Annotated in this window: 15 protein-coding genes; 11 read left to right on the plus strand and 4 right to left on the minus strand. The window is 34.3% G+C overall.

From position 1 onward, the window contains the following. Positions 1-85: 85 nt before the first annotated feature. The 4 genes from AACZ41_RS05315 to AACZ41_RS05330 all read left to right on the plus strand — a co-directional run bounded on the left by AACZ41_RS05315 (position 86) and on the right by AACZ41_RS05330 (position 5,273). Positions 86-1,414: a DEAD/DEAH box helicase gene (locus AACZ41_RS05315; RefSeq protein ID WP_339627314.1), complete on the plus strand. Its 1,329-nt coding sequence runs from the start codon at positions 86-88 to the stop codon at positions 1,412-1,414. Between the two features lie 639 nt (positions 1,415-2,053). After that, positions 2,054-3,076 (plus strand): iron dependent repressor, metal binding and dimerization domain protein, encoded by a 1,023-nt coding sequence (locus tag AACZ41_RS05320; protein ID WP_339627315.1) that lies wholly within the window; start codon positions 2,054-2,056, stop codon positions 3,074-3,076. Between the two features lie 3 nt (positions 3,077-3,079). Next, the gene (locus tag AACZ41_RS05325; RefSeq protein WP_339627316.1) at positions 3,080-3,844 is read left to right on the plus strand and encodes a FeoB small GTPase domain-containing protein; all 765 of its coding nucleotides are present in this window, start codon (positions 3,080-3,082) and stop codon (positions 3,842-3,844) included. 7 nt (positions 3,845-3,851) lie between these two features. Continuing rightward, positions 3,852-5,273, plus strand: coding sequence for a nucleoside recognition domain-containing protein (locus AACZ41_RS05330; protein WP_339627317.1), 1,422 nt, complete (start codon positions 3,852-3,854; stop codon positions 5,271-5,273). 265 nt (positions 5,274-5,538) lie between these two features. Here AACZ41_RS05330 and AACZ41_RS05335 read toward each other — a convergent pair whose 3' ends face one another. From AACZ41_RS05335 to ppk2 (AACZ41_RS05345), 3 genes are all read right to left on the minus strand, one after another. Continuing rightward, entirely contained in the window at positions 5,539-6,399 is an 861-nt protein-coding gene (locus AACZ41_RS05335; RefSeq protein WP_339627318.1) for an RNA polymerase sigma factor RpoD/SigA, read from the minus strand. Positions 6,400-6,632: 233 nt separating this feature from the next. Beyond that, positions 6,633-7,469, minus strand: coding sequence for a polyphosphate kinase 2 (gene ppk2 / locus AACZ41_RS05340; RefSeq protein ID WP_339627319.1), 837 nt, complete (start codon positions 7,467-7,469; stop codon positions 6,633-6,635). Between the two features lie 25 nt (positions 7,470-7,494). After that, on the minus strand, positions 7,495-8,343 hold the full coding sequence (ppk2, locus tag AACZ41_RS05345; protein WP_339627320.1) for a polyphosphate kinase 2: 849 nt from the start codon (positions 8,341-8,343) through the stop codon (positions 7,495-7,497). A gap of 350 nt (positions 8,344-8,693) precedes the next feature. Between ppk2 (AACZ41_RS05345) and AACZ41_RS05350 the strand changes: the two genes are divergently transcribed. From AACZ41_RS05350 to AACZ41_RS05380, 7 genes are all read left to right on the plus strand, one after another. Then, positions 8,694-9,464, plus strand: a complete 771-nt coding sequence (locus AACZ41_RS05350) for an outer membrane lipoprotein-sorting protein (RefSeq protein ID WP_339627321.1) — start codon at positions 8,694-8,696, stop codon at positions 9,462-9,464. Beyond that, positions 9,464-10,684, plus strand: a complete 1,221-nt coding sequence (locus AACZ41_RS05355; protein WP_339627322.1) for an ABC transporter permease — start codon at positions 9,464-9,466, stop codon at positions 10,682-10,684. Before AACZ41_RS05350 ends, AACZ41_RS05355 begins: the two co-directional genes overlap by 1 nt. A gap of 2 nt (positions 10,685-10,686) precedes the next feature. Continuing rightward, a complete protein-coding gene (locus AACZ41_RS05360; protein WP_339627323.1) occupies positions 10,687-11,904 on the plus strand; it encodes an FtsX-like permease family protein in 1,218 nt (405 codons plus the stop codon). 3 nt (positions 11,905-11,907) lie between these two features. Further along, positions 11,908-12,606 carry an ABC transporter ATP-binding protein gene (locus AACZ41_RS05365; protein ID WP_339627324.1) on the plus strand — a complete coding sequence of 233 codons (699 nt, stop codon included), beginning with the start codon at positions 11,908-11,910 and terminating at the stop codon, positions 12,604-12,606. Positions 12,607-12,611: 5 nt separating this feature from the next. Beyond that, the gene (locus tag AACZ41_RS05370) at positions 12,612-13,760 is read left to right on the plus strand and encodes a hypothetical protein (RefSeq protein WP_339627325.1); all 1,149 of its coding nucleotides are present in this window, start codon (positions 12,612-12,614) and stop codon (positions 13,758-13,760) included. Positions 13,761-14,073: 313 nt separating this feature from the next. Further along, positions 14,074-14,982: a hypothetical protein gene (locus AACZ41_RS05375; protein WP_339627326.1), complete on the plus strand. Its 909-nt coding sequence runs from the start codon at positions 14,074-14,076 to the stop codon at positions 14,980-14,982. Positions 14,983-15,075: 93 nt separating this feature from the next. Next, positions 15,076-15,855 carry a hypothetical protein gene (locus AACZ41_RS05380; RefSeq protein WP_339627327.1) on the plus strand — a complete coding sequence of 260 codons (780 nt, stop codon included), beginning with the start codon at positions 15,076-15,078 and terminating at the stop codon, positions 15,853-15,855. 52 nt (positions 15,856-15,907) lie between these two features. Here the strand turns inward: AACZ41_RS05380 and AACZ41_RS05385 are convergent, their stop codons facing one another. Continuing rightward, positions 15,908-17,935 carry an NADPH-dependent 2,4-dienoyl-CoA reductase gene (locus AACZ41_RS05385; protein WP_339627328.1) on the minus strand — a complete coding sequence of 676 codons (2,028 nt, stop codon included), beginning with the start codon at positions 17,933-17,935 and terminating at the stop codon, positions 15,908-15,910. Positions 17,936-18,602 lie beyond the last annotated feature (667 nt).

Below are 18,602 nucleotides of genomic sequence, written 5' to 3' on the forward strand. Positions count from 1 at the left end.
GAACAGTTAGTTTTAATACCTACTAATAAAACTAATTGATAGTATTCACGATAAAAGTGTCATTATCTTTGCATAAAAATATTTGATGTCAAAGCAGTTTTCAGATTTAGGAATAAATGAGAAATTACAGAAGAGTTTAGCGGACTTAAAAATTTCTGTTCCCACGGATATTCAGAAAAAATGCATTCCTATTGTACTAAATAAAAAAGAAGATCTTGTTGCATTAGCAAAAACCGGAACCGGTAAAACTGCTGCATTCGGACTTCCCTTGCTACAATTGATCGACACTAAAAACACTGCTGTACAAGCCGTGATTTTGGCACCTACACGAGAATTGGCACAGCAAATTCATACCAATTTAGATTCTTTTGCTTCCCATAGTCCGACAATTTCCATAGCGGCAGTATGTGGTGGTATTCCTATAAAACCCCAAATAGAACGCTTAAAAATAGCTACGCATGTAGTTGTGGCGACACCAGGGCGTTTAGTCGATTTAGTAAAGCGTGAAGCTATTAACATTAAGAATTTGAAATATTTAGTTCTTGATGAGGCCGATGAAATGGTAAGTGCCTTAAAAGAAGATTTAGATACGATTATTCAAGGTATTCCAAAATCGAGAAGAACATTATTGTTCACGGCTACTATGCCAGGTACAATAAAACAATTAGTTCAAAATTACATGTCTAAACATGTGATACACGTAGAAGCAGATATGTCAACACTTGGTCATCAGGGTATTGACCATAAATATGTAGTGGTAGAACCTATTGAAAAACTAGACGTTTTACTTCATTTTTTAAATACGAAAGAGGGGCAGAGAGGTATAATATTTTGTAAAACCAAAGCAGCCGTTAATAAATTAGCTAAAAATCTATCGATTAATAAATTTTCATCTGGTGCTATACATGGTAGCTTATCCCAAGGCATTCGCGATCGTATTATGGGTCAGTTTAGAGAAGGACATATTGATATTTTGGTGGCTACAGATTTAGCTGCTCGTGGTATTGATGTAAAAGAGATTGAATATGTAGTCAACTACCATTTACCTGATACCTATGATGCTTATGTTCACAGGAGTGGACGTACAGCTAGAGCTGGCGCTAAGGGGCTTTCGTTAACCATATTACAAAAAGAAGAAGTTGTTGAAATTGCTGATTTCGAAAAGGAATTGGGTATTGTCTTTAACAAGTATAAAAAAGCCGACGCACAAAGTATTGAAGAGAATAATACCCTTCTATGGGCTAAAAAAATTTTTAAGGCAAAACCAAATCGTGAGGTCTCTGAAGAATTTAAAACTAAAGTTAAAACAATATTTCATCATTTAACCAAAGAAGAATTGGTAGAAAAAATATTAGCAAATTATCTTTCTCAAGCTGTAACGATAAATTCAAAACCAGAGGATTCTAAACGTTAATACTATATCACTGGTAATCATCGATTTAAAATATACAAAATACAATTGTATAAATTTTCTGTATTTATTAAGTCATAAAAACGAATGTAAAACGAATAGTTTCATTACTTGATAATAAAATATCAGTCTAATTTGGTATTGGCAAGTATTACTTTACCATTGTTGAAACGAAATAATCTATAAAACAATAGGCGAAGAAATTAATCCGACCCTTTCTCTACTAAAGAATGAAATCGTGTTTTACGAGGTTGATCAACTCTTATAGAAAACAATAGACACTTGTCAATAAACACCCTGCACACGATAATAAGGCAATTGCGAAAATCAATAGGTGGTGAATAGTGCATTTATCACTACAGTATTTAACTAGTTTCTAAAACGATTAATTTATGTCTATTTCATAGAATATTTCTGATTACCATTTAACTATAACTTTTGATTATACTTAGGTTGAACTAGGAATATTTTGTAACTTTTAGAATCAATATAAGTTGTTATCTTAAATAGAAGAAAACTTATTAAAATAAATTATAGTTTAGAAAAAGTTGATTAATAATACGTTAGATTCTCTTTAAATTAATCCCGATTTTACACCATAAATTATTTAAAAAGGTGTAACCAAAAAAATATAAAAAAATAATGAATACGTATAATCCAATAACTGCGTTATTAATATTTTTTGCGATATCGGTATTTGTTTATCTCTTGTTTAGACCTAATAAAGGTTGGTATTGGTTGATTACTACAAATTCTAAATCAAACGGAAAAATTATCATAGAAGATATTTTAAAACTGCTTTATCATAGTGAAAATGCAAACAAGCAACTGAATCTAAACGATATAATCAGAACCTTAAAAAATAGTGATTCTTTAATAGTTGAGTCTATAAATAAGATGATAACCCATAAACTCATCTGTATGGAAGGCGATGCGGTAAAACTAACCAAATCGGGCAGTGATTATGCATTGCGTATTGTTAGGGCCCATAGGCTCTGGGAAAAATTTTTAGCTGAAAAAACAGGTTTCGATAGAGCCGAATGGCATGAGATCGCAGAAAAAAAAGAACATGAATTAACCAATGACGAAGCAAATATTTTAGCTTCAAAGTTGGGTAATCCACAATTTGACCCGCACGGTGACCCTATACCAACCAATACGGGTAAAATTGCAAAAATTAAAGGAACTGCACTTTCAGAATTACCGGTTGATACCATTGGTAGAATCACACATATTAGAGACAAACCAGATATTATTTATAAACAAATACTAGCTGAAAAAATTCACATCGGTTCCTTGATTCGGGTGGTAGAAAAAACTTCTACAAGAATTGTATTTCATTCAGAAGGCGAATCCTTTGTATTAGCCCCCATTATTGCAGGCAATATAACGGTTATGGTACTTGAAAAAGATGTTGTTGTAGAGGAGAATTTAGCCAGATTATCTATTTTAAAAGAAGGCGAAACTGCGAAAATAATTGGTATTTCTAGGGAAATTAGAGGAGAAAGTAGAAGAAAGTTGTTGGATTTGGGGTTCGTAAAAGGAGCTGACGTCAGTATAGATTTGCTCAATCCATTAGGGGAACCAAATGCCTTTTTAATAAAAGGAACTAGTATTGCTTTGCGCAACAACCAAGCATCAAAAATTTTAATTAAAAAAGGGTAGACCATGGAAGTTAAACCTAAGAGTGCATGTGAAGCTTGTCCTAAGTTTAATGCAGAGGGGTTGAAGAAATTAGGTGTGAACACCACCGAAATTGATTATGTAGTGGCATTGGCCGGCAATCCCAATACAGGAAAAAGTACCGTCTTTAATGCTTTGACCGGTTTACGTCAACATACTGGTAATTGGCCTGGAAAAACAGTAACTAGGGCAGAAGGAGCTTTTGAATATAACAAGGAGAAATATAAACTAGTAGATCTTCCCGGAACGTATTCTTTGCTTTCTACTTCAGAAGATGAAGAAGTCGCTAGAAACTTTATACTTTTTGGCAATCCCACGGTAACCGTTATTGTTGTGGATGCTAGCAGACTAGAAAGAAATCTAAATTTAGTATTACAAATTTTAGAGATTACAGATCGTGCAGTTTTATGTTTAAATCTAATGGATGAAGTTGAACGTAATGATATGGAAATAGATACACGAACCTTAGCGCGTGATTTAGGAATACCCGTAGTGCCCACAAGTGCTAGGTACAACAAAGGAATTCCAGAATTAATCCAAACCATAAGCGAAGTAGCAAACGGAAAAATAATTTGTAAGCCGCATCGCATTAAAAATATTCCAAAAAATATTGAGAATGCGGTTCAAAGATTAAGCTTGGAAATTAAAAAGGAATACCCAGAAATTGCGAATAGTAGATGGATTGCTTTTAGATTGTTAGAGGGAGATGAGCACATCATTGAATTATTAAGAACAGGAGAATTTGTATGATCAGTACATGATGAAAAATAAAAATATTGAAGATATTATTTCACTTTCCAATGACCTTCGTTGGCAAATTGGCGATGAGTTTCACGATAATTTGGCCGAAGGAATTTATGCTGATGCCGCTGAAATAGTAAAGGGTTCCGTTCATACGACCAATGAAAAAAATAAATTCCGTTTAGATGCTAAAATAGATAAGATCATTACTAGTAAAACATGGGGTTTCCCAATAATGTTTTTAATTCTAGCGGTGGTTCTATGGGTAACTATTGTTGGCGCAAACTATCCTTCTTCAATGTTGGCCACTTTATTATTGGATACGGTTCACCCTGCTTTAAAAGCGTTTGCTTCATCTATAGGAATGCCTTGGTGGCTAGATGGTTTTTTAATTGATGGTGTCTATTTGGCGGTGGCTTGGGTAATAGCCGTAATGTTACCACCAATGGCTATTTTTTTTCCATTATTCACACTGTTAGAAGATTTTGGCTATCTCCCTAGGGTAGCATTTAATTTAGATCACTTGTTTAAATTATCGGGTGCTCATGGCAAGCAAGCGTTAACAATGAGTATGGGCTTTGGTTGTAATGCTGCAGGCGTTGTTGCTACGCGTATCATTGATAGTCCAAGAGAACGTCTTATTGCCATTATAACCAATAACTTTTCTCTATGTAACGGGCGTTGGCCTACACAAATATTAATAGCTACCATTTTTGTTGGTGCTGTTGTGCCTAACTCTTTTTCTAGCATTACCTCATTATCCGCTGTAATAGGTATCGCCATGGTGGGTATTTTTTTAATGTTTTTAGTTTCTTGGGCATTATCAAAAACAGTATTAAAAGGAGAAGTCTCTACTTTTAATTTAGAATTACCCCCGTATCGACCGCCAAGATTTTGGAAAACTATTTATACTTCATTAATAGACAGGACTATTATTGTTTTATGGAGAGCCATCGTTTTTGCAGCACCTGCTGGTGCAGTAATCTGGCTTATCTCAAATATATATTTTGGTGACCAAAGTATGGCCGTTTGGTTAATTTCATCTTTAGATGGTTTTGGGTTTCTTTTGGGGCTAAACGGAGTCATTTTAGTCGCATATATAGTGGCCATACCCGCAAATGAAATTGTAATACCTACCATTTTAATGTTAACGGTGTTAGTAACAGGAATTGATGCCGGGGCAGGAGCAGGAGTAATGTTTGAATTAGATTCGGTTAGTGAAACGGGTGACGTGTTAAGAGCTGGAGGATGGACATTGTTAACCGCCATTAACTTAATGCTGTTTAGTCTATTACATAATCCATGTAGCACTACAATTTACACTATTTACAAGGAAACCAAAAGTGTTAAATGGACGGTTGTAGCTTCTATACTACCTCTAATCATAGGTTTTATTGTTACTTTTTTAGTTGCACAAATTTGGAGGTTATTCATATAATTTGTTAACTATATTATTATGTCAAAAATTTACTAGCAGATGGTTTCTCTTAAACCTGGAATTCCAATACTATAGTTAGTTTTTCTAGTGGTTAGGTTAAATAAAAGTCCGCCGAGCACTCTAAAAGAAAGATGTTAACTCATAAATTAATAGCATACTATTTATTGCTAATTAGTTTCAACATTTAAGTATCGTTAGATTACAAGTAAAAAACCGACTATAATGAGTCGGTTTTTTTATTTAAATATAAGTAACTTATAAAGACCTATAAGTATGATTTTAAAATTTCATTATTCGATTTTTTCCTTAACATACGAACTGCCTTTTCCCTTATCTGTCTTACGCGTTCTCTTGTAATATCAAAGAGCTCACCTATTTCACTTAGACTTTTCGGGTGGCTTTCCCCAATGCCATAATAAAGCTTTATAATCTCACTTTCTCTATTCGGTAACGTATTTAAAGCTTGATTAATATCTGTTTTAAGAGAATCCATCATCATATTTGAATCAGGTCTATTAGAGTCTTTAGATGTAATTATATCGTATAAATTAGAAGCTTCTCCTTCTTGAAAAGGTGCATCCATAGATAAGTGCTTGCTTGAATTTTTCATTGCAATTTTAACTTGTGCACCACTCATATCTAATTCTCTTGCAATTTCAACGGTACTCGGAGGTCGTTGATAAGATTGCTCTAATGCTGAATATACTTTTTTAATCTTACTTATTTCTCCAATTTTATTCAATGGTAATCGAACCATTCGAGATTGTTCTGAAATGGATGATAATATAGATTGTCTGATCCACCATACTGCATAAGAGATAAATTTAAAACCTCTAGTTTCGTCAAAGCGTTTTGCGGCTTTCACCAATCCAATATTTCCTTCGTTGATTAAGTCTGAAAGTCGCAAACCACTTCCTTGATATTGTTTTGCAGTAGAAACTACAAAACGTAAATTGGCATTTACTAATGTATTTAGGGCAGTCTGATCTCCTTCACGTATTTTTCTTGTCAGCTCCACTTCCTCATCTGCGGTAATCAAATCTATTTTTGATATTTCTTGAAAGTACTTTTCTAATGATTTAGTGTCCCTGTTTGTAATTTGTTTAGTGATCTTAAGTTGCCTCATATATTATATTGTTTTTTATCGTTAGTATAATCTAACCTTATTTTGATAAAAACCTAATAAATTTGACTATTTGTTAATTTTATTTTAATATATATTATATAATACATAATAAAATATACTTTTTTGTAAAAATCCAATACTATTTTATCAAATTAATAATTTCGGATAACAACTATGATTTATACATTAATGACTACCCCAAAAGTATACAGCTTCAGCCGTACATGCTAAAACTACAGCGGTTCGTCGTTCTCCTTTAATATAGATTGGTGACGTATATTTTCTTTGTCCTTAATTTCGTACGGAATTTTATTCAAAATATGTTCTAAAGCCGTAATTCTTGCAGATGTTTTCCTGTTCGCTTTAATAATTTTCCAAGGCACATATTTTTGAGTGTTCTTAAACATCAACTCTTTATATGACGTGTATTCATCCCATAACGCCAAAGCTTTTCTATCTACATCGCTATATTTCCATTTTTTAATAGGGCTCGATGTAATATCCTTAAAGCGACGCTCTTGCTCATTTTTAGAAATAGAAAAGTATAGTTTAACTAGATGAATATCCGAAAGCAACATCATGCGTTCCACATCATTTACCGAATCCATAAAATTTAAATATTGTTTTCTTGTACAAAATCCATTCACAGGTTCTACCACGGCACGGTTATACCAGCTTCTGTCAAAGAATACCATTTCACCTTCACGTGGAAAACGATTAATATAGCGCTGAAAATACCACTGACCTTCTTCTATTTCATCAGGCTTCGGCAAGGCTACTACCCGTACTTCTCTAGGTGGTAAATGTTCGGTTATACGCCTAATCGCACCTCCTTTACCAGCTGCATCACGACCTTCAAAAATAATCACCACCTTTTTGTTGTTTTTTACCACCCATTGCTGCAACACAAGTAATTCTTCTTGAAGTTTTGCCAAGCGTTTTTCATATTTGAGTGCCTGTATGGCCTTTTTTGTGTCTAAGGAAGATTGTCTCAATAAAGCCAACAACCCTTTTTTAGAATTGATTGATAGTAGTTCTTTTTCCTTCAAAGGCTTTTGTACTTTACTCATGTGTTTAACTTAAAATAATTACTGCCTATATTTTTATTTGTTGTCTAAAAAACCGATGTACAATATTGGGATCGGGTAATAAGTCTGGGCAATTAGAGCCCTTACCATGATAATCGAATTGAGATAAAACAAATTTGATGCTTTCTACTCTGGCCAATCTTTTATTATCGCTTTTTACTATAATCCAAGGGCAGAAAGAGTTGTGGGTTCGAGCGAACATTTGATTTTTATAATAACTATAATCTTCCCAAAGATCCTGACCTTTTTGGTCAACGGGACTAAATTTCCATTTTTTCAAAGGATTCCCCAACCTATTATCGAATCGTTTTTTCTGTTCATCGATAGTAACGGAAAACCAAAATTTAATGATCTTGGTGTCAGATTCATAAAGCATATGCTCAAACTCTGGTACTTGTACCATAAAGCGATCGTACTGTTCTTTAGTACAAAAATCCATAACCGGTTCTACAACTGCCCGGTTATACCAACTACGATCAAAAAAAACGACTTCGCCCGCATTTGGGAGTTCTTTTATATAACGGTTAAAATACCATTGTTTACGCTCAATTTCTGTAGGTTTATTCAGTGCAACAATGCGCATAGCACGAGGATTCAAATGCTCTGCAAAACGGCGTATAGTGCCACCTTTACCAGAAGCATCTCGGCCTTCAAAGATGATGGCTATTTTTTTATCCTCTTTTTGAACCCATTTTTGAAAATCTACAAGTTCAGCTTGTAATTGTAAAAGAAGCCGTTCATAATAATATTTATCCAATACATCTTTGTAAAGGGGCTCGTCATTTTTAGATTGTTCCAAGTATTCTAGTAAATGTGCCTTGGTTTTTAGTTTGGCAAGTAAGGCATTATCGATCATAGGCTATTATTAAGTCATGAAAATAAGAAAGAAACCTTAGTAAAAAGATGACAAAAGTCAATTAATTGCTTTTAAACAAATACGGTTAAAATTTAGTACTTAAGATTTTTTTGAAATCGATACAACATATTTTGTATCCTTTAGAATGAAAATTCCCGTTAGAAGTAGAATTAAAAATATTCACTTTCACCTAAATGTTCGTATAAACTAAATAATATAGGATGCTCTGGCATATTTAATACTACCGCTTCTTAAAATATCGCTACATGTAACCAATGATTTAAATCACTTCACTCTTAGACTGATAATCATCATATTTTTTCTTCATATAGTCAATTAACTTCGATGATATGAAAAATGTACCGTTCTTAAAAATGACTCTCGGCATTATCATATTTATAATGCCATTAATAACAGTCTTTAGTCAACAAAATCTTTCAGCAACGGAAATTGTTAAGAGGGCCGATGATAATATGCGAGGAAAAACTTCAGAAGCAGATATCACTATCAAAATAATCAGACCAACTTGGAGTAGAGAAATGAATATGAAAGCTTGGTCTAAGGGCGATGATTATTCTATGATATTAGTCACTTCTCCGGCGAAAGAAAAAGGAACTGTATTCTTAAAGCGAATCAAGGAAGTTTGGAACTGGATTCCATCTATTGAGCGCAACATTAAACTGCCCCCATCAATGATGTCGCAAAGTTGGATGGGAACCGATTTCACCAATGATGATTTGGTTAAAGAAGCGTCTTCGGTTTCAGATTACAATCATACTCTCTTAGGAAAAGAAACCATTTCCAATAAAGACTGTTATAAAATTGAAATGGTACCAAAACCTTCCGCAGCTGTTGTATGGGAAAAAGTAATTGTATGGATCGATTCAGAAGATTTCTTACAGTTAAAAGCTGAATTCTATGATGAAGACGGGGAGTTAGTAAACATTATGAACTCACGTGATGTAAAGGAATTAGGTGGCAGAAAAATCACCTCAACAATTGAAATGTTCCCTGTTGATAAAGAGGGAAATAGTACGGTAATTCTGTATAATGATATCATTTTTGACATCCCTATTAATGATAACTTCTTTACCACCAGAAATATGAAACAATTAAAATAATGTTACTAAAACTAGCTTGGCTAAATATATGGCGCAATAAGCGTAGAACAATAATAACTGCGACCTCTGTGTTTTTTGCAGTGTTATTGGCTATAATTTTTCGTTCCCTAACCGATGGTGTTTATGACAACATGATTCATAATGTGGTTAGCTATTCCTCTGGTTATTTGCAAATTCATCAAAAAGGGTATTGGGAAGAGCAGTCAATTGATAATACTTTCGAGGAAGATGAGCAATTGTATCAAGAATTACTCAAAAATCCGAAGGTTACGCACATCATGCCTCGTTTGCAAACCTTTGCATTAGCTTCCTATTCTGAAAAAACTAAAGGGGTTCTTATTTTAGGAATTGATCCTGTTAAAGAAAAAGAAGTTAATAATCTGCATGACAAAATTGTAGCGGGTGAATACATTGAAAGCATTAATGATAATGCAGTTGTTTTAGGAGAAGGGTTAGCTTCTCAATTAAAACTAAAAGTCAATGATACTTTGGTGCTATTAGGACAAGGCTATCATGCAAGTAGTGCTGCTGCAAAGTTTAGAGTAAAAGGACTTATAAAACTAGGAGCTATTGAGTTGAACAACAATGTGGTTTATATGCCTTTACAACAATCACAATACATGTACGGAGCCGAAAATCGTCTAACATCGGTTTCGGTAATGCTAAATAAAACAACAGATTTGGAAGGGCTAAAACAGTCCTTACTAGAATCAATAGATCCTAATATATACGAGGTGATGAGTTGGAAAGAAATGATGCCAGAAATGGATCAATTCATTGAAGCGGATAGTACGGGACATTATATCGTTATCGGGGTTTTATATTTTGTTATTTCGTTTGGATTATTTGGCACGTTGCTGATGATGATTTTTGAAAGAAAACACGAATTGGGCATCTTGATTGCCATTGGAATGAAGAAACACTTACTGGCATTTATCCTTTTATTAGAAGCCATTATGATTTCCTTAATTGGCTGTTTTACGGGTGTAATTGCTGGTTTTCTAGTTATAAAATGGTTTACCGCGTATCCTATTCATTTTACTGGGGAGTTGAAAGAAGTTTATGAGGATTATGGTATAGAATCTATCATTTACTTTTCTAGTCACGAAAAAATTTTTATTGTTCAAACTTTAATCGTTTTACTATTATCTATCCTGTTGGCCTTTTATCCTGGTTATAAGGTGATGAAATTAAAACCTGTTGAAGCTATAAATAGTTAGTTATGTTGTTTCAAATTGCTTGGCGGAATATATGGCGGAATAAATCCAGAAGTCTAGTGGTGATATGCTCTATCATCATTGGAGTATGGGCCGGAATTTTTATTTTGTCTTTTGCTTGGGGTTTGTATAAAAACAACATCTATGAATCGGTTTACAGACAACTATCCCATATTCAAATTCATCATCCAAATTTTAGTGATGACAATGATTCTAAATTTACCATATCAAATACTGATGAGATTGTAAAAAAACTTCAATCTGATAATCGGATTGCTTCGGTAAGTTCTCGTGTTATTTCAACAGGAATGATTACCTCGCCTACAACGGCAAGTGGTGTAAAAATTTACGGAATCAATCCTTCTTTAGAAGTTAATCAAATTAGACTTAATGGGTATGTAAGACAGGGTGCTTATTTTGATTCGGGAAAGGAAAATGAAATTCTCATTGGTGAAAAACTAGCCAAAAAACTTAAAGTTAAACTTAAAAGCAAAATAGTATTGACATTTACGAATACTGAATCTGAAATTATTTCAGGAGCCTTTAGAATTGGGGGAATTTACAGATCTAAAAACATTTCATTAGATGAAGTAAATGTATATGTGCAAAAAAAACACCTACAGGAACTTTTAGCGCTTAAACCATCGGAAAGCAACGAAATAGCCATTTTGGTAAAAGATGAAGAACAATTGGACACGATAAAAGAATTCATCATTGGCGTAGTGCCTCAAGGAAAAATTGAAGATTGGAAAGCGCTTTCACCAGAGTTAAATATGATTATAGAATCGTTTAACCTATATACTTACATAATTAGTGGTATCATTCTACTAGCATTAACTTTTGGTATAATAAATACGATGTTAATGTCTGTTTTAGAACGTATTAGAGAACTTGGCATGCTCATGGCTATTGGATTGAACAAGCGTAAAATCTTTATCATGATCATGCTAGAGACCTTCTATCTAACCCTAATTGGCACTCCAATAGGTTTGCTGATAGGCTGGTTAACCGTAACAACGTTAGGAAAAACAGGCATTAATTTATCTATGTTTTCTGAAGGTCTATCATCTTATGGATTTAATTCGGTTATCTATCCCGCCTTAGACCAAGATAAATATGTAATTATTGTAACCATGTGTTTAGTAACGGCCATATTATCGGCTATTTATCCCGCTTATAAAGCGCTACAATTAAATCCATCAGAAGCAATACGAAAAATTTAAATTATGGCGAAAACAATTATAGATGCACATAATGTAAGTAAGACCTTCAACCCAAAAACAATTCCAGTTCATGCGGTTCAAAATGTGCACGTCCATATAGAAGAAGGAGAGTTTGTGGCCTTAGTTGGACCATCTGGCTCAGGAAAATCGACCTTACTGAATATGATGGGTGGGTTAGATGAACCAACAGAAGGTACTGTATTTATCGATGGGGTAGAGATTACGAAGCTATCAGAAAACAAGTTGATAGATTTTAGATTACACAATATAGGATTTGTATTTCAATCCTTTAATTTGATACCTGTGCTTACCGCGAAAGAGAATGTGGGCTTTGTATTGCAGTTGCAACATTTGCCTAAAGAAGAACGTGAAAAACGAGTATTGACCTTATTGGAAGAAGTTGGTCTTGAAAATAAAATAAATAGTAAACCAGGTGAGTTATCTGGAGGCCAACAACAACGTGTAGCAGTTGCCAGAGCTTTAGCTTCAAAACCTAAAATAATACTGGCTGATGAACCCACAGCTAATTTAGATTCAATATCTGCGGCTAATTTACTTGACATTATGGCAAAATTGAATAAAGAGGAGAAGATTACTTTTTTATTTTCAACTCACGATCAACGGGTAATTAAAAAAGCGAGAAGAGTTATAACACTTGTCGATGGAAAAATAGTCTCAGATGTACAGCAAACACCTTCATAAATCAAATGAAAAAGCTGTTGGTAACATATCTATTACTTTTCATTTATACGACCATAAATGCTCAAGAAAAGGAGGAAAAGCTATTCCTATCCGGTTATATTAAAAATTTGCATCAATTTAGTTTTGTTGATAAGTTAGAACAATTGCAATGGACAGCCTTATTACATAATAGATTGAATTTTAAATATATTCCTTCAGAAGAAATCACCTTTAGGTTAGAGCTTAGAAACCGATTTTTTTACGGTGATAATGTTAAAAATATATTCGGGTATTCTGGAATGATTTCAAATGATAATGGAATTACGGATCTTTCTTGGAATATTATTGACAACAAAGACATACTATTCAATACTACAGTAGAGAGAGTTTTAGTGAACTACATTAAAGATAATTGGGATATCACCTTGGGGAGACAGCGTGTTAACTGGGGAATGAATTTAGTATGGAATCCGAATGACATTTTCAATACCTATAACTTTCTAGATTTCGATTATGAGGAACGCCCAGGTAGTGATGCCATTCGAATTCAATATTATTTAGGTGATTTCAGCAAGATAGAAGTAGCAGCAAAAAAGGGGATAGGTAAGGATAATCATATTGTTGCAGCTATGTACAAATTTAATTCGGGCTCCTATGATATTCAATTACTTACAGCCATTTATCAACAAGATTGGGTGATTGGGACAGGTTGGGCAGGAAATTTAAAGAATGCCGGTTTTAAAGGGGAGATATCCTATTTCGTGCCTTATGAAAATTATTTTAACTCAGAAAATGTGATGAGTGCTTCTGTTTCTGTTGATTATGGTTTTAAAAAAGGACTTTACATAAACAGTTCAATTTTATATAATAGTTCAGCTAATGACGCTTCAAGTGATTTAGCAGCCTTACTTTACAATAGTTTAACCGCTAAAAACCTGATGCCTTATACCTATTCGGGATTTTTACAATTAGCCAAAGAATTCACACCCATTTTAAAAGGATCCTTAAGTACAATTTACTCCCCAACCAATCAATCCGTAATTATAATGCCAAGTTTAGATTATTCTATAGCCACAAATTGGGAACTCAATTTTACGGGGCAATCCTTTTTTGAGTTTCAAGATTATCAAACTATAGGGAATAGTATGTTTGTGAGGCTACGTTGGAGTTTTTGAGTGTATTATGAAATAGAATCTTGATATTTTGTTTCATCCTTATTTCATCATTTTGTAGTTATCGAAAATTGGCGTACAATATGTTTCAATACCAATAGAGTAGTTTTCTAACTCTACCAAGAATATCTATAGCTAATTCATAATTCAGTACATTGCATCAATACTATTCACAGTTTTCCTGAACCTTTAAATAGGGAATTAAGTCAGTGATTTTGTTACCTTTGTAGTTATGCCAGCAGGTCGAAAAATACCGACCTACAGCCACTAAAAGGTCAGATAGATTGATTTTAAAACTTCTATACAATCTTTAGAAATGAAAAAAATCCCAATAAGAATAATGCTAAAGAAAACTATTACGTACTCCGTATTTATAGTTCTTGTAGGCCTTATATTTATGGGTTGTTCGTCAACAAAAAAAAGTAAGCAGAAAACAATAGTTTCGAATTCCAATCAAAATACTACGCAAGTACATCATAGTTATGGCAATACAGCTACAGCAATGCATAATTATGATTTTGATGATCATGATTTTATAAGTCTGGAACCAGTACTGAAAAAAGTGAAAACATCCAATAAAATAGATTCATTGGCAAAAATTGGCTCTAGTACATCGGCCAACGAATATGAATCACTAGCTATTTTAGATAGTAAAAGTCCGGTAGCTGATAAGATTGTAGAAAATTATCTCAACAGTGATAATAAGGAGCCTAACGGTCATTGCCTTTCTGTTAGTAAAGGCCGTTTTGAGCAAGCTTTTAAAGAAGTTCACGGACATTCGTTCTATCAAGATTTACCTGCTAGAATGGCCACAAAATCATACAACCCTAAACAGGTGTTTAATTTGATTTACGATTCTGCTTCAGACACACGTGAAGGATGGCGAAGCCTACCAGAAGAATATAGGGGCAGGGGCAATGCTGGTGCTATTGCTTATGCTGGTATGGGGACTTTGGTCGACTCAACCGGAATTTGGAGTGGCCAATTACAACCTGGAGCTCTCATGCAAGTTTGGCGGTTTAAAGACGATTATGAAAAGGTAGTGCAAGGCGTAAATGTTAAAAAACTCGATCCTTATGGACATTCTTTCATTTTCATAAGCTATTTACGCGATGAAGATAATGCCATTATTGGGCTTAAAATTGCCGATCAAGGTTTTCAAAGTTACAGGCCCCTAGTACCTAGAGATTATGAAGTATGGTGGGGTGTAAACCTAAGTATCTAGAAGACAGTTGATAAGTTTAACATTTTTAATGTAATTTCTTATCATCTAATACGTTACAAAGACAGTGTCTGGCCCCAAATTCTTATAAAACCTATGCTACTATTTTCGTTATTACTTTCTTTAGGCTTTACAAATGAAATACCACCTAAAATAGAAGACATGGCAGTACATTCTTTAGCTGCTGAAAAGGCCTTACCTGTATTGAAAACTTGGATTTTTAATGAAGAGGTAAAACTTCATTTTAAAACAGATTTAGATAGTATTTCCGATTCTTATGCCAGTACCAAAATTGATGCTGATGAACTTCGCTTGCGTTTAAAAAAAGAGCTTCGTTTGGGCACAACTACTTTTGACAACATTAAAACAGCCTTTACCAACCAATTAGTAGATAAGATCATACCTCACTGGTACGGTACTCCTTGGAGTTTTGGGGGCCATACAACTATACCCAACCAAGGTAAAATAGCCTGTGGTTATTTTATCTCAACCACCTTGCGAGATATGGGTATAAAACTCAATAGATATACTTTGGCTCAAAAATCACCTTTAGACGAAGCCAAAATGATAAGTTGTGGTTCGATCATCAACAAAATAGTTCAAGATTCACCTGAAAAAGCCTTTGAAGAGATTGATGGTTTAACCAAAGAGGGACTCTATTTTATAGGTTTTGATGAGGGGCATGTGGGTTATCTTTTAAAACGAAAAGGTGAACTATTTCTTATCCATTCCAACTATCTTAATCCAGTATCGGTTTGTATGGAGACGCTTAAAGAATCACGAGTTTTTAAGCGTTTCACCAAATTTCATCTAGTAGACATTTCTCATAACGATATCCTTTTGCAGCGGTGGTTGGACAATGGTACGGTGTTATAATTTTTATTACCTATAACATTTGTATTCGCCTATTCTATGCGCTTCAACTAGCCTAAATTTCAGCGGCTAACCTACTTGCTTGATTTATTGCACGTTTTGCGTCTAATTCGGAAGCTACATCTGCACCACCAACACTATGAACTTTAATACCTTCCGCTTCTAACGGGGCCAGTAGTTCTTTTAATGATAATTGACCAGCGCAAATAATAACAGTATCTACAGGTAACACTTTTTGTTGTTCATTTTGAACATAATGCAATCCTTCATCATCAATTTTGGTGTACTGTACATTGTTGATAAACTGTACATTTTTCTTTTTCAAGGTAGAACGATGGATCCAGCCTGTTGTTTTCCCTAAATTGGCGCCAAATTTACCCTTACTCCGCTTAAACATAAAAATTTCTCTTGGTGAAGGATGAACCATAGCTTCAACCCCTTCAATTCCACTTCTTGCTGTCATGTTTTTATCAATACCCCATTCTTTTAACCAAGCATCAATATTTAATGAGGTGCTTTCACCTTCGTGTGCTATATATTCCGACACGTCAAAAGCAATACCTCCTGCACCAATAACGGCAACACGTTTGCCAACAGGCTTTTTTAACTTTAGAACATCAATGTAGTTTATTACTTTGGGGTGGTTTATACCTATAATCTTCGGAGTTCTTGGTTGTATTCCTGTTGCTAATATCACTTCCTCAAAATTGCCATTTTTTAAATCTTCGGCCTTGACTCGGGTGTTTAATTTCACCTTTACGTTATGCAATGTTATTTGGGAATTAAAATAACGTATAGTTTCGTAAAATTCTTCTTTTCCAGGAATTTGCTTTGCCATGTTAAATTGTCCCCCAATTTCGTTATCGGCATCGAAAAGGGTAACATCGTGTCCGCGTTGGGCGGCAATGGTTGATGCCGCTAAACCTGCAGGACCTGCACCAACAACAGCAATCTTTTTCTTTTTCTCGGTAGGAAGATAATTAAGCTCCGTTTCATGACATGCTCTCGGATTTACTAAGCAACTGGCTACTTTTTGTTCGAAAACATGGTCTAAACATGCTTGGTTACAACCAATACAGGTATTTATTTCATCTGCCTTATTGGCTGCTGCCTTATTTACCCATTCTGGATCCGCTAAAAATGGTCGTGCCATAGAAATCAAATCAGCATGACCTTCTGCCAATACCTTTTCGGCGGTTTCGGGCATATTTATTCTGTTGGAAGTCACTAACGGAATGGAAAGTTCTTCTTTCATCTTTTTAGTCACCCACGTAAATGCAGCCCTTGGTACCGATGTAGCAATAGTAGGTATACGTGCTTCGTGCCAGCCGATTCCTGTATTTATAATCGTAGCACCGGCTTTTTCAATTTCTTTGCCTAAGGCAACCACTTCTTGCCAAGAGCTTCCTTTATTTACTAAATCTAACATCGATAACCGATAGATGATGATAAACTCGGTTCCAACGGCTTCGCGTGTTTGCTTTACTAATGCTATGGGTAAACGCATTCGGTTTTCATAGTTTCCACCATACGAATCTGTACGTTTGTTTGTTCTTTCTATAATAAATTGATTTACTAAATACCCCTCAGAACCCATGATTTCTACACCGTCATAACCTGCTAATTTTGCAAGTTTGGCAGAGTTTACAAAGTCACGTATGGTACGTTTAATACCTGATGGTTTGAGTTTAAAAGGTTTAAAGGGACTAATGGGTGATTTTATGGCAGAAGGGGCGACCGCTAAGGGATGATACCCATAACGCCCAGAGTGTAAAATTTGCATACATATTTTACCACCTTCGCTATGCACCGCATCAGTAATTACTTTGTGATGTTTTGCATGTTTTTTTGAGCTCATACGTGCCGAAAAAGGAGCTGTCCAGCCTTGTACGTTAGGTGCAATTCCGCCAGAAACAATTAAACCGACCCCACCTTTCGCTCGTTCTGCATAATAAGCTGCTATCTTTTTTAAACCATTTTTTTTCTCTTCTAAGCCTGTATGCATCGAACCCATAATAATCCGGTTTTTAAGGGTGGTAAAGCCTAAGTCTAAGGGTTCAAAAATATGGGTATACTTGGTCATTTTGTTTAGCGGTTTATGGATTATTACTATGCGGGCATACTCATTCATGGTAAGTTACGTTTTTTTATAATGATGGTATTTAAGAAGTAGGACCGTTGAACGTACTGAAGAGCCTTATGCAACGGTAATTAAAGATAGTTGTTGCCTATAGCGATAGTCCATGCCATTTATAAAGTTCTCTATTTATATTATGTTGATTCCAACAATTTAAATTGTTTTGTATGTGACATTTTTCAGGAATTCGACACTATTGTTTTAAAAAAATATTTTCTACAATGAAAAAGCATAGAAAGATAATCCTTATAAAGTACTATACTTGATAGGTGTATTGAATCAGGTATTTGCCTATATTTTCAAGATTTATTACTTAAACTTAAAAATATTAGATGATAGTTATATATCTACAAGACTTATAAAAATTAATGCGAAATAGACTTTCAATTTTTTGAAGATTCGTCGTCTTTCCAAAGCCACTTCTTTCGTGGTAATATCGGTCTAAGGAAGAAGAGTAGTATAATGTTTAGACACTTCTCTTCTTATAGAATAGTACGATAATTTCAAAACCGAAACTTAATTTCTTATGGATTGCTCCTGATTTCTAAATCAACTTTTCTCCTATTAGCCCGTTGAGTTGAGTCTACTATCCCTATATTTAAGGGTATAAACT

It is taken from the genome of uncultured Maribacter sp. (assembly GCF_963974015.1).
Classification (GTDB): domain Bacteria; phylum Bacteroidota; class Bacteroidia; order Flavobacteriales; family Flavobacteriaceae; genus Maribacter.

What these genes read in the sequence shown, in the direction of transcription:
- AACZ41_RS05315 (WP_339627314.1), top strand. Translation starts at nt 86, where the DNA reads ATGTCAAAGCAGTTTTCAGATTTAGGAATAAATGAGAAATTACAGAAG.
- AACZ41_RS05320 (WP_339627315.1), top strand. Translation starts at nt 2,054, where the DNA reads ATGAATACGTATAATCCAATAACTGCGTTATTAATATTTTTTGCGATA.
- AACZ41_RS05325 (WP_339627316.1), top strand. Translation starts at nt 3,080, where the DNA reads ATGGAAGTTAAACCTAAGAGTGCATGTGAAGCTTGTCCTAAGTTTAAT.
- AACZ41_RS05330 (WP_339627317.1), top strand. Translation starts at nt 3,852, where the DNA reads ATGATGAAAAATAAAAATATTGAAGATATTATTTCACTTTCCAATGAC.
- AACZ41_RS05335 (WP_339627318.1), bottom strand. Translation starts at nt 6,399, where the DNA reads ATGAGGCAACTTAAGATCACTAAACAAATTACAAACAGGGACACTAAA.
- ppk2 (WP_339627319.1), bottom strand. Translation starts at nt 7,469, where the DNA reads ATGAGTAAAGTACAAAAGCCTTTGAAGGAAAAAGAACTACTATCAATC.
- ppk2 (WP_339627320.1), bottom strand. Translation starts at nt 8,343, where the DNA reads ATGATCGATAATGCCTTACTTGCCAAACTAAAAACCAAGGCACATTTA.
- AACZ41_RS05350 (WP_339627321.1), top strand. Translation starts at nt 8,694, where the DNA reads ATGAAAAATGTACCGTTCTTAAAAATGACTCTCGGCATTATCATATTT.
- AACZ41_RS05355 (WP_339627322.1), top strand. Translation starts at nt 9,464, where the DNA reads ATGTTACTAAAACTAGCTTGGCTAAATATATGGCGCAATAAGCGTAGA.
- AACZ41_RS05360 (WP_339627323.1), top strand. Translation starts at nt 10,687, where the DNA reads ATGTTGTTTCAAATTGCTTGGCGGAATATATGGCGGAATAAATCCAGA.
- AACZ41_RS05365 (WP_339627324.1), top strand. Translation starts at nt 11,908, where the DNA reads ATGGCGAAAACAATTATAGATGCACATAATGTAAGTAAGACCTTCAAC.
- AACZ41_RS05370 (WP_339627325.1), top strand. Translation starts at nt 12,612, where the DNA reads ATGAAAAAGCTGTTGGTAACATATCTATTACTTTTCATTTATACGACC.
- AACZ41_RS05375 (WP_339627326.1), top strand. Translation starts at nt 14,074, where the DNA reads ATGAAAAAAATCCCAATAAGAATAATGCTAAAGAAAACTATTACGTAC.
- AACZ41_RS05380 (WP_339627327.1), top strand. Translation starts at nt 15,076, where the DNA reads ATGCTACTATTTTCGTTATTACTTTCTTTAGGCTTTACAAATGAAATA.
- AACZ41_RS05385 (WP_339627328.1), bottom strand. Translation starts at nt 17,935, where the DNA reads ATGACCAAGTATACCCATATTTTTGAACCCTTAGACTTAGGCTTTACC.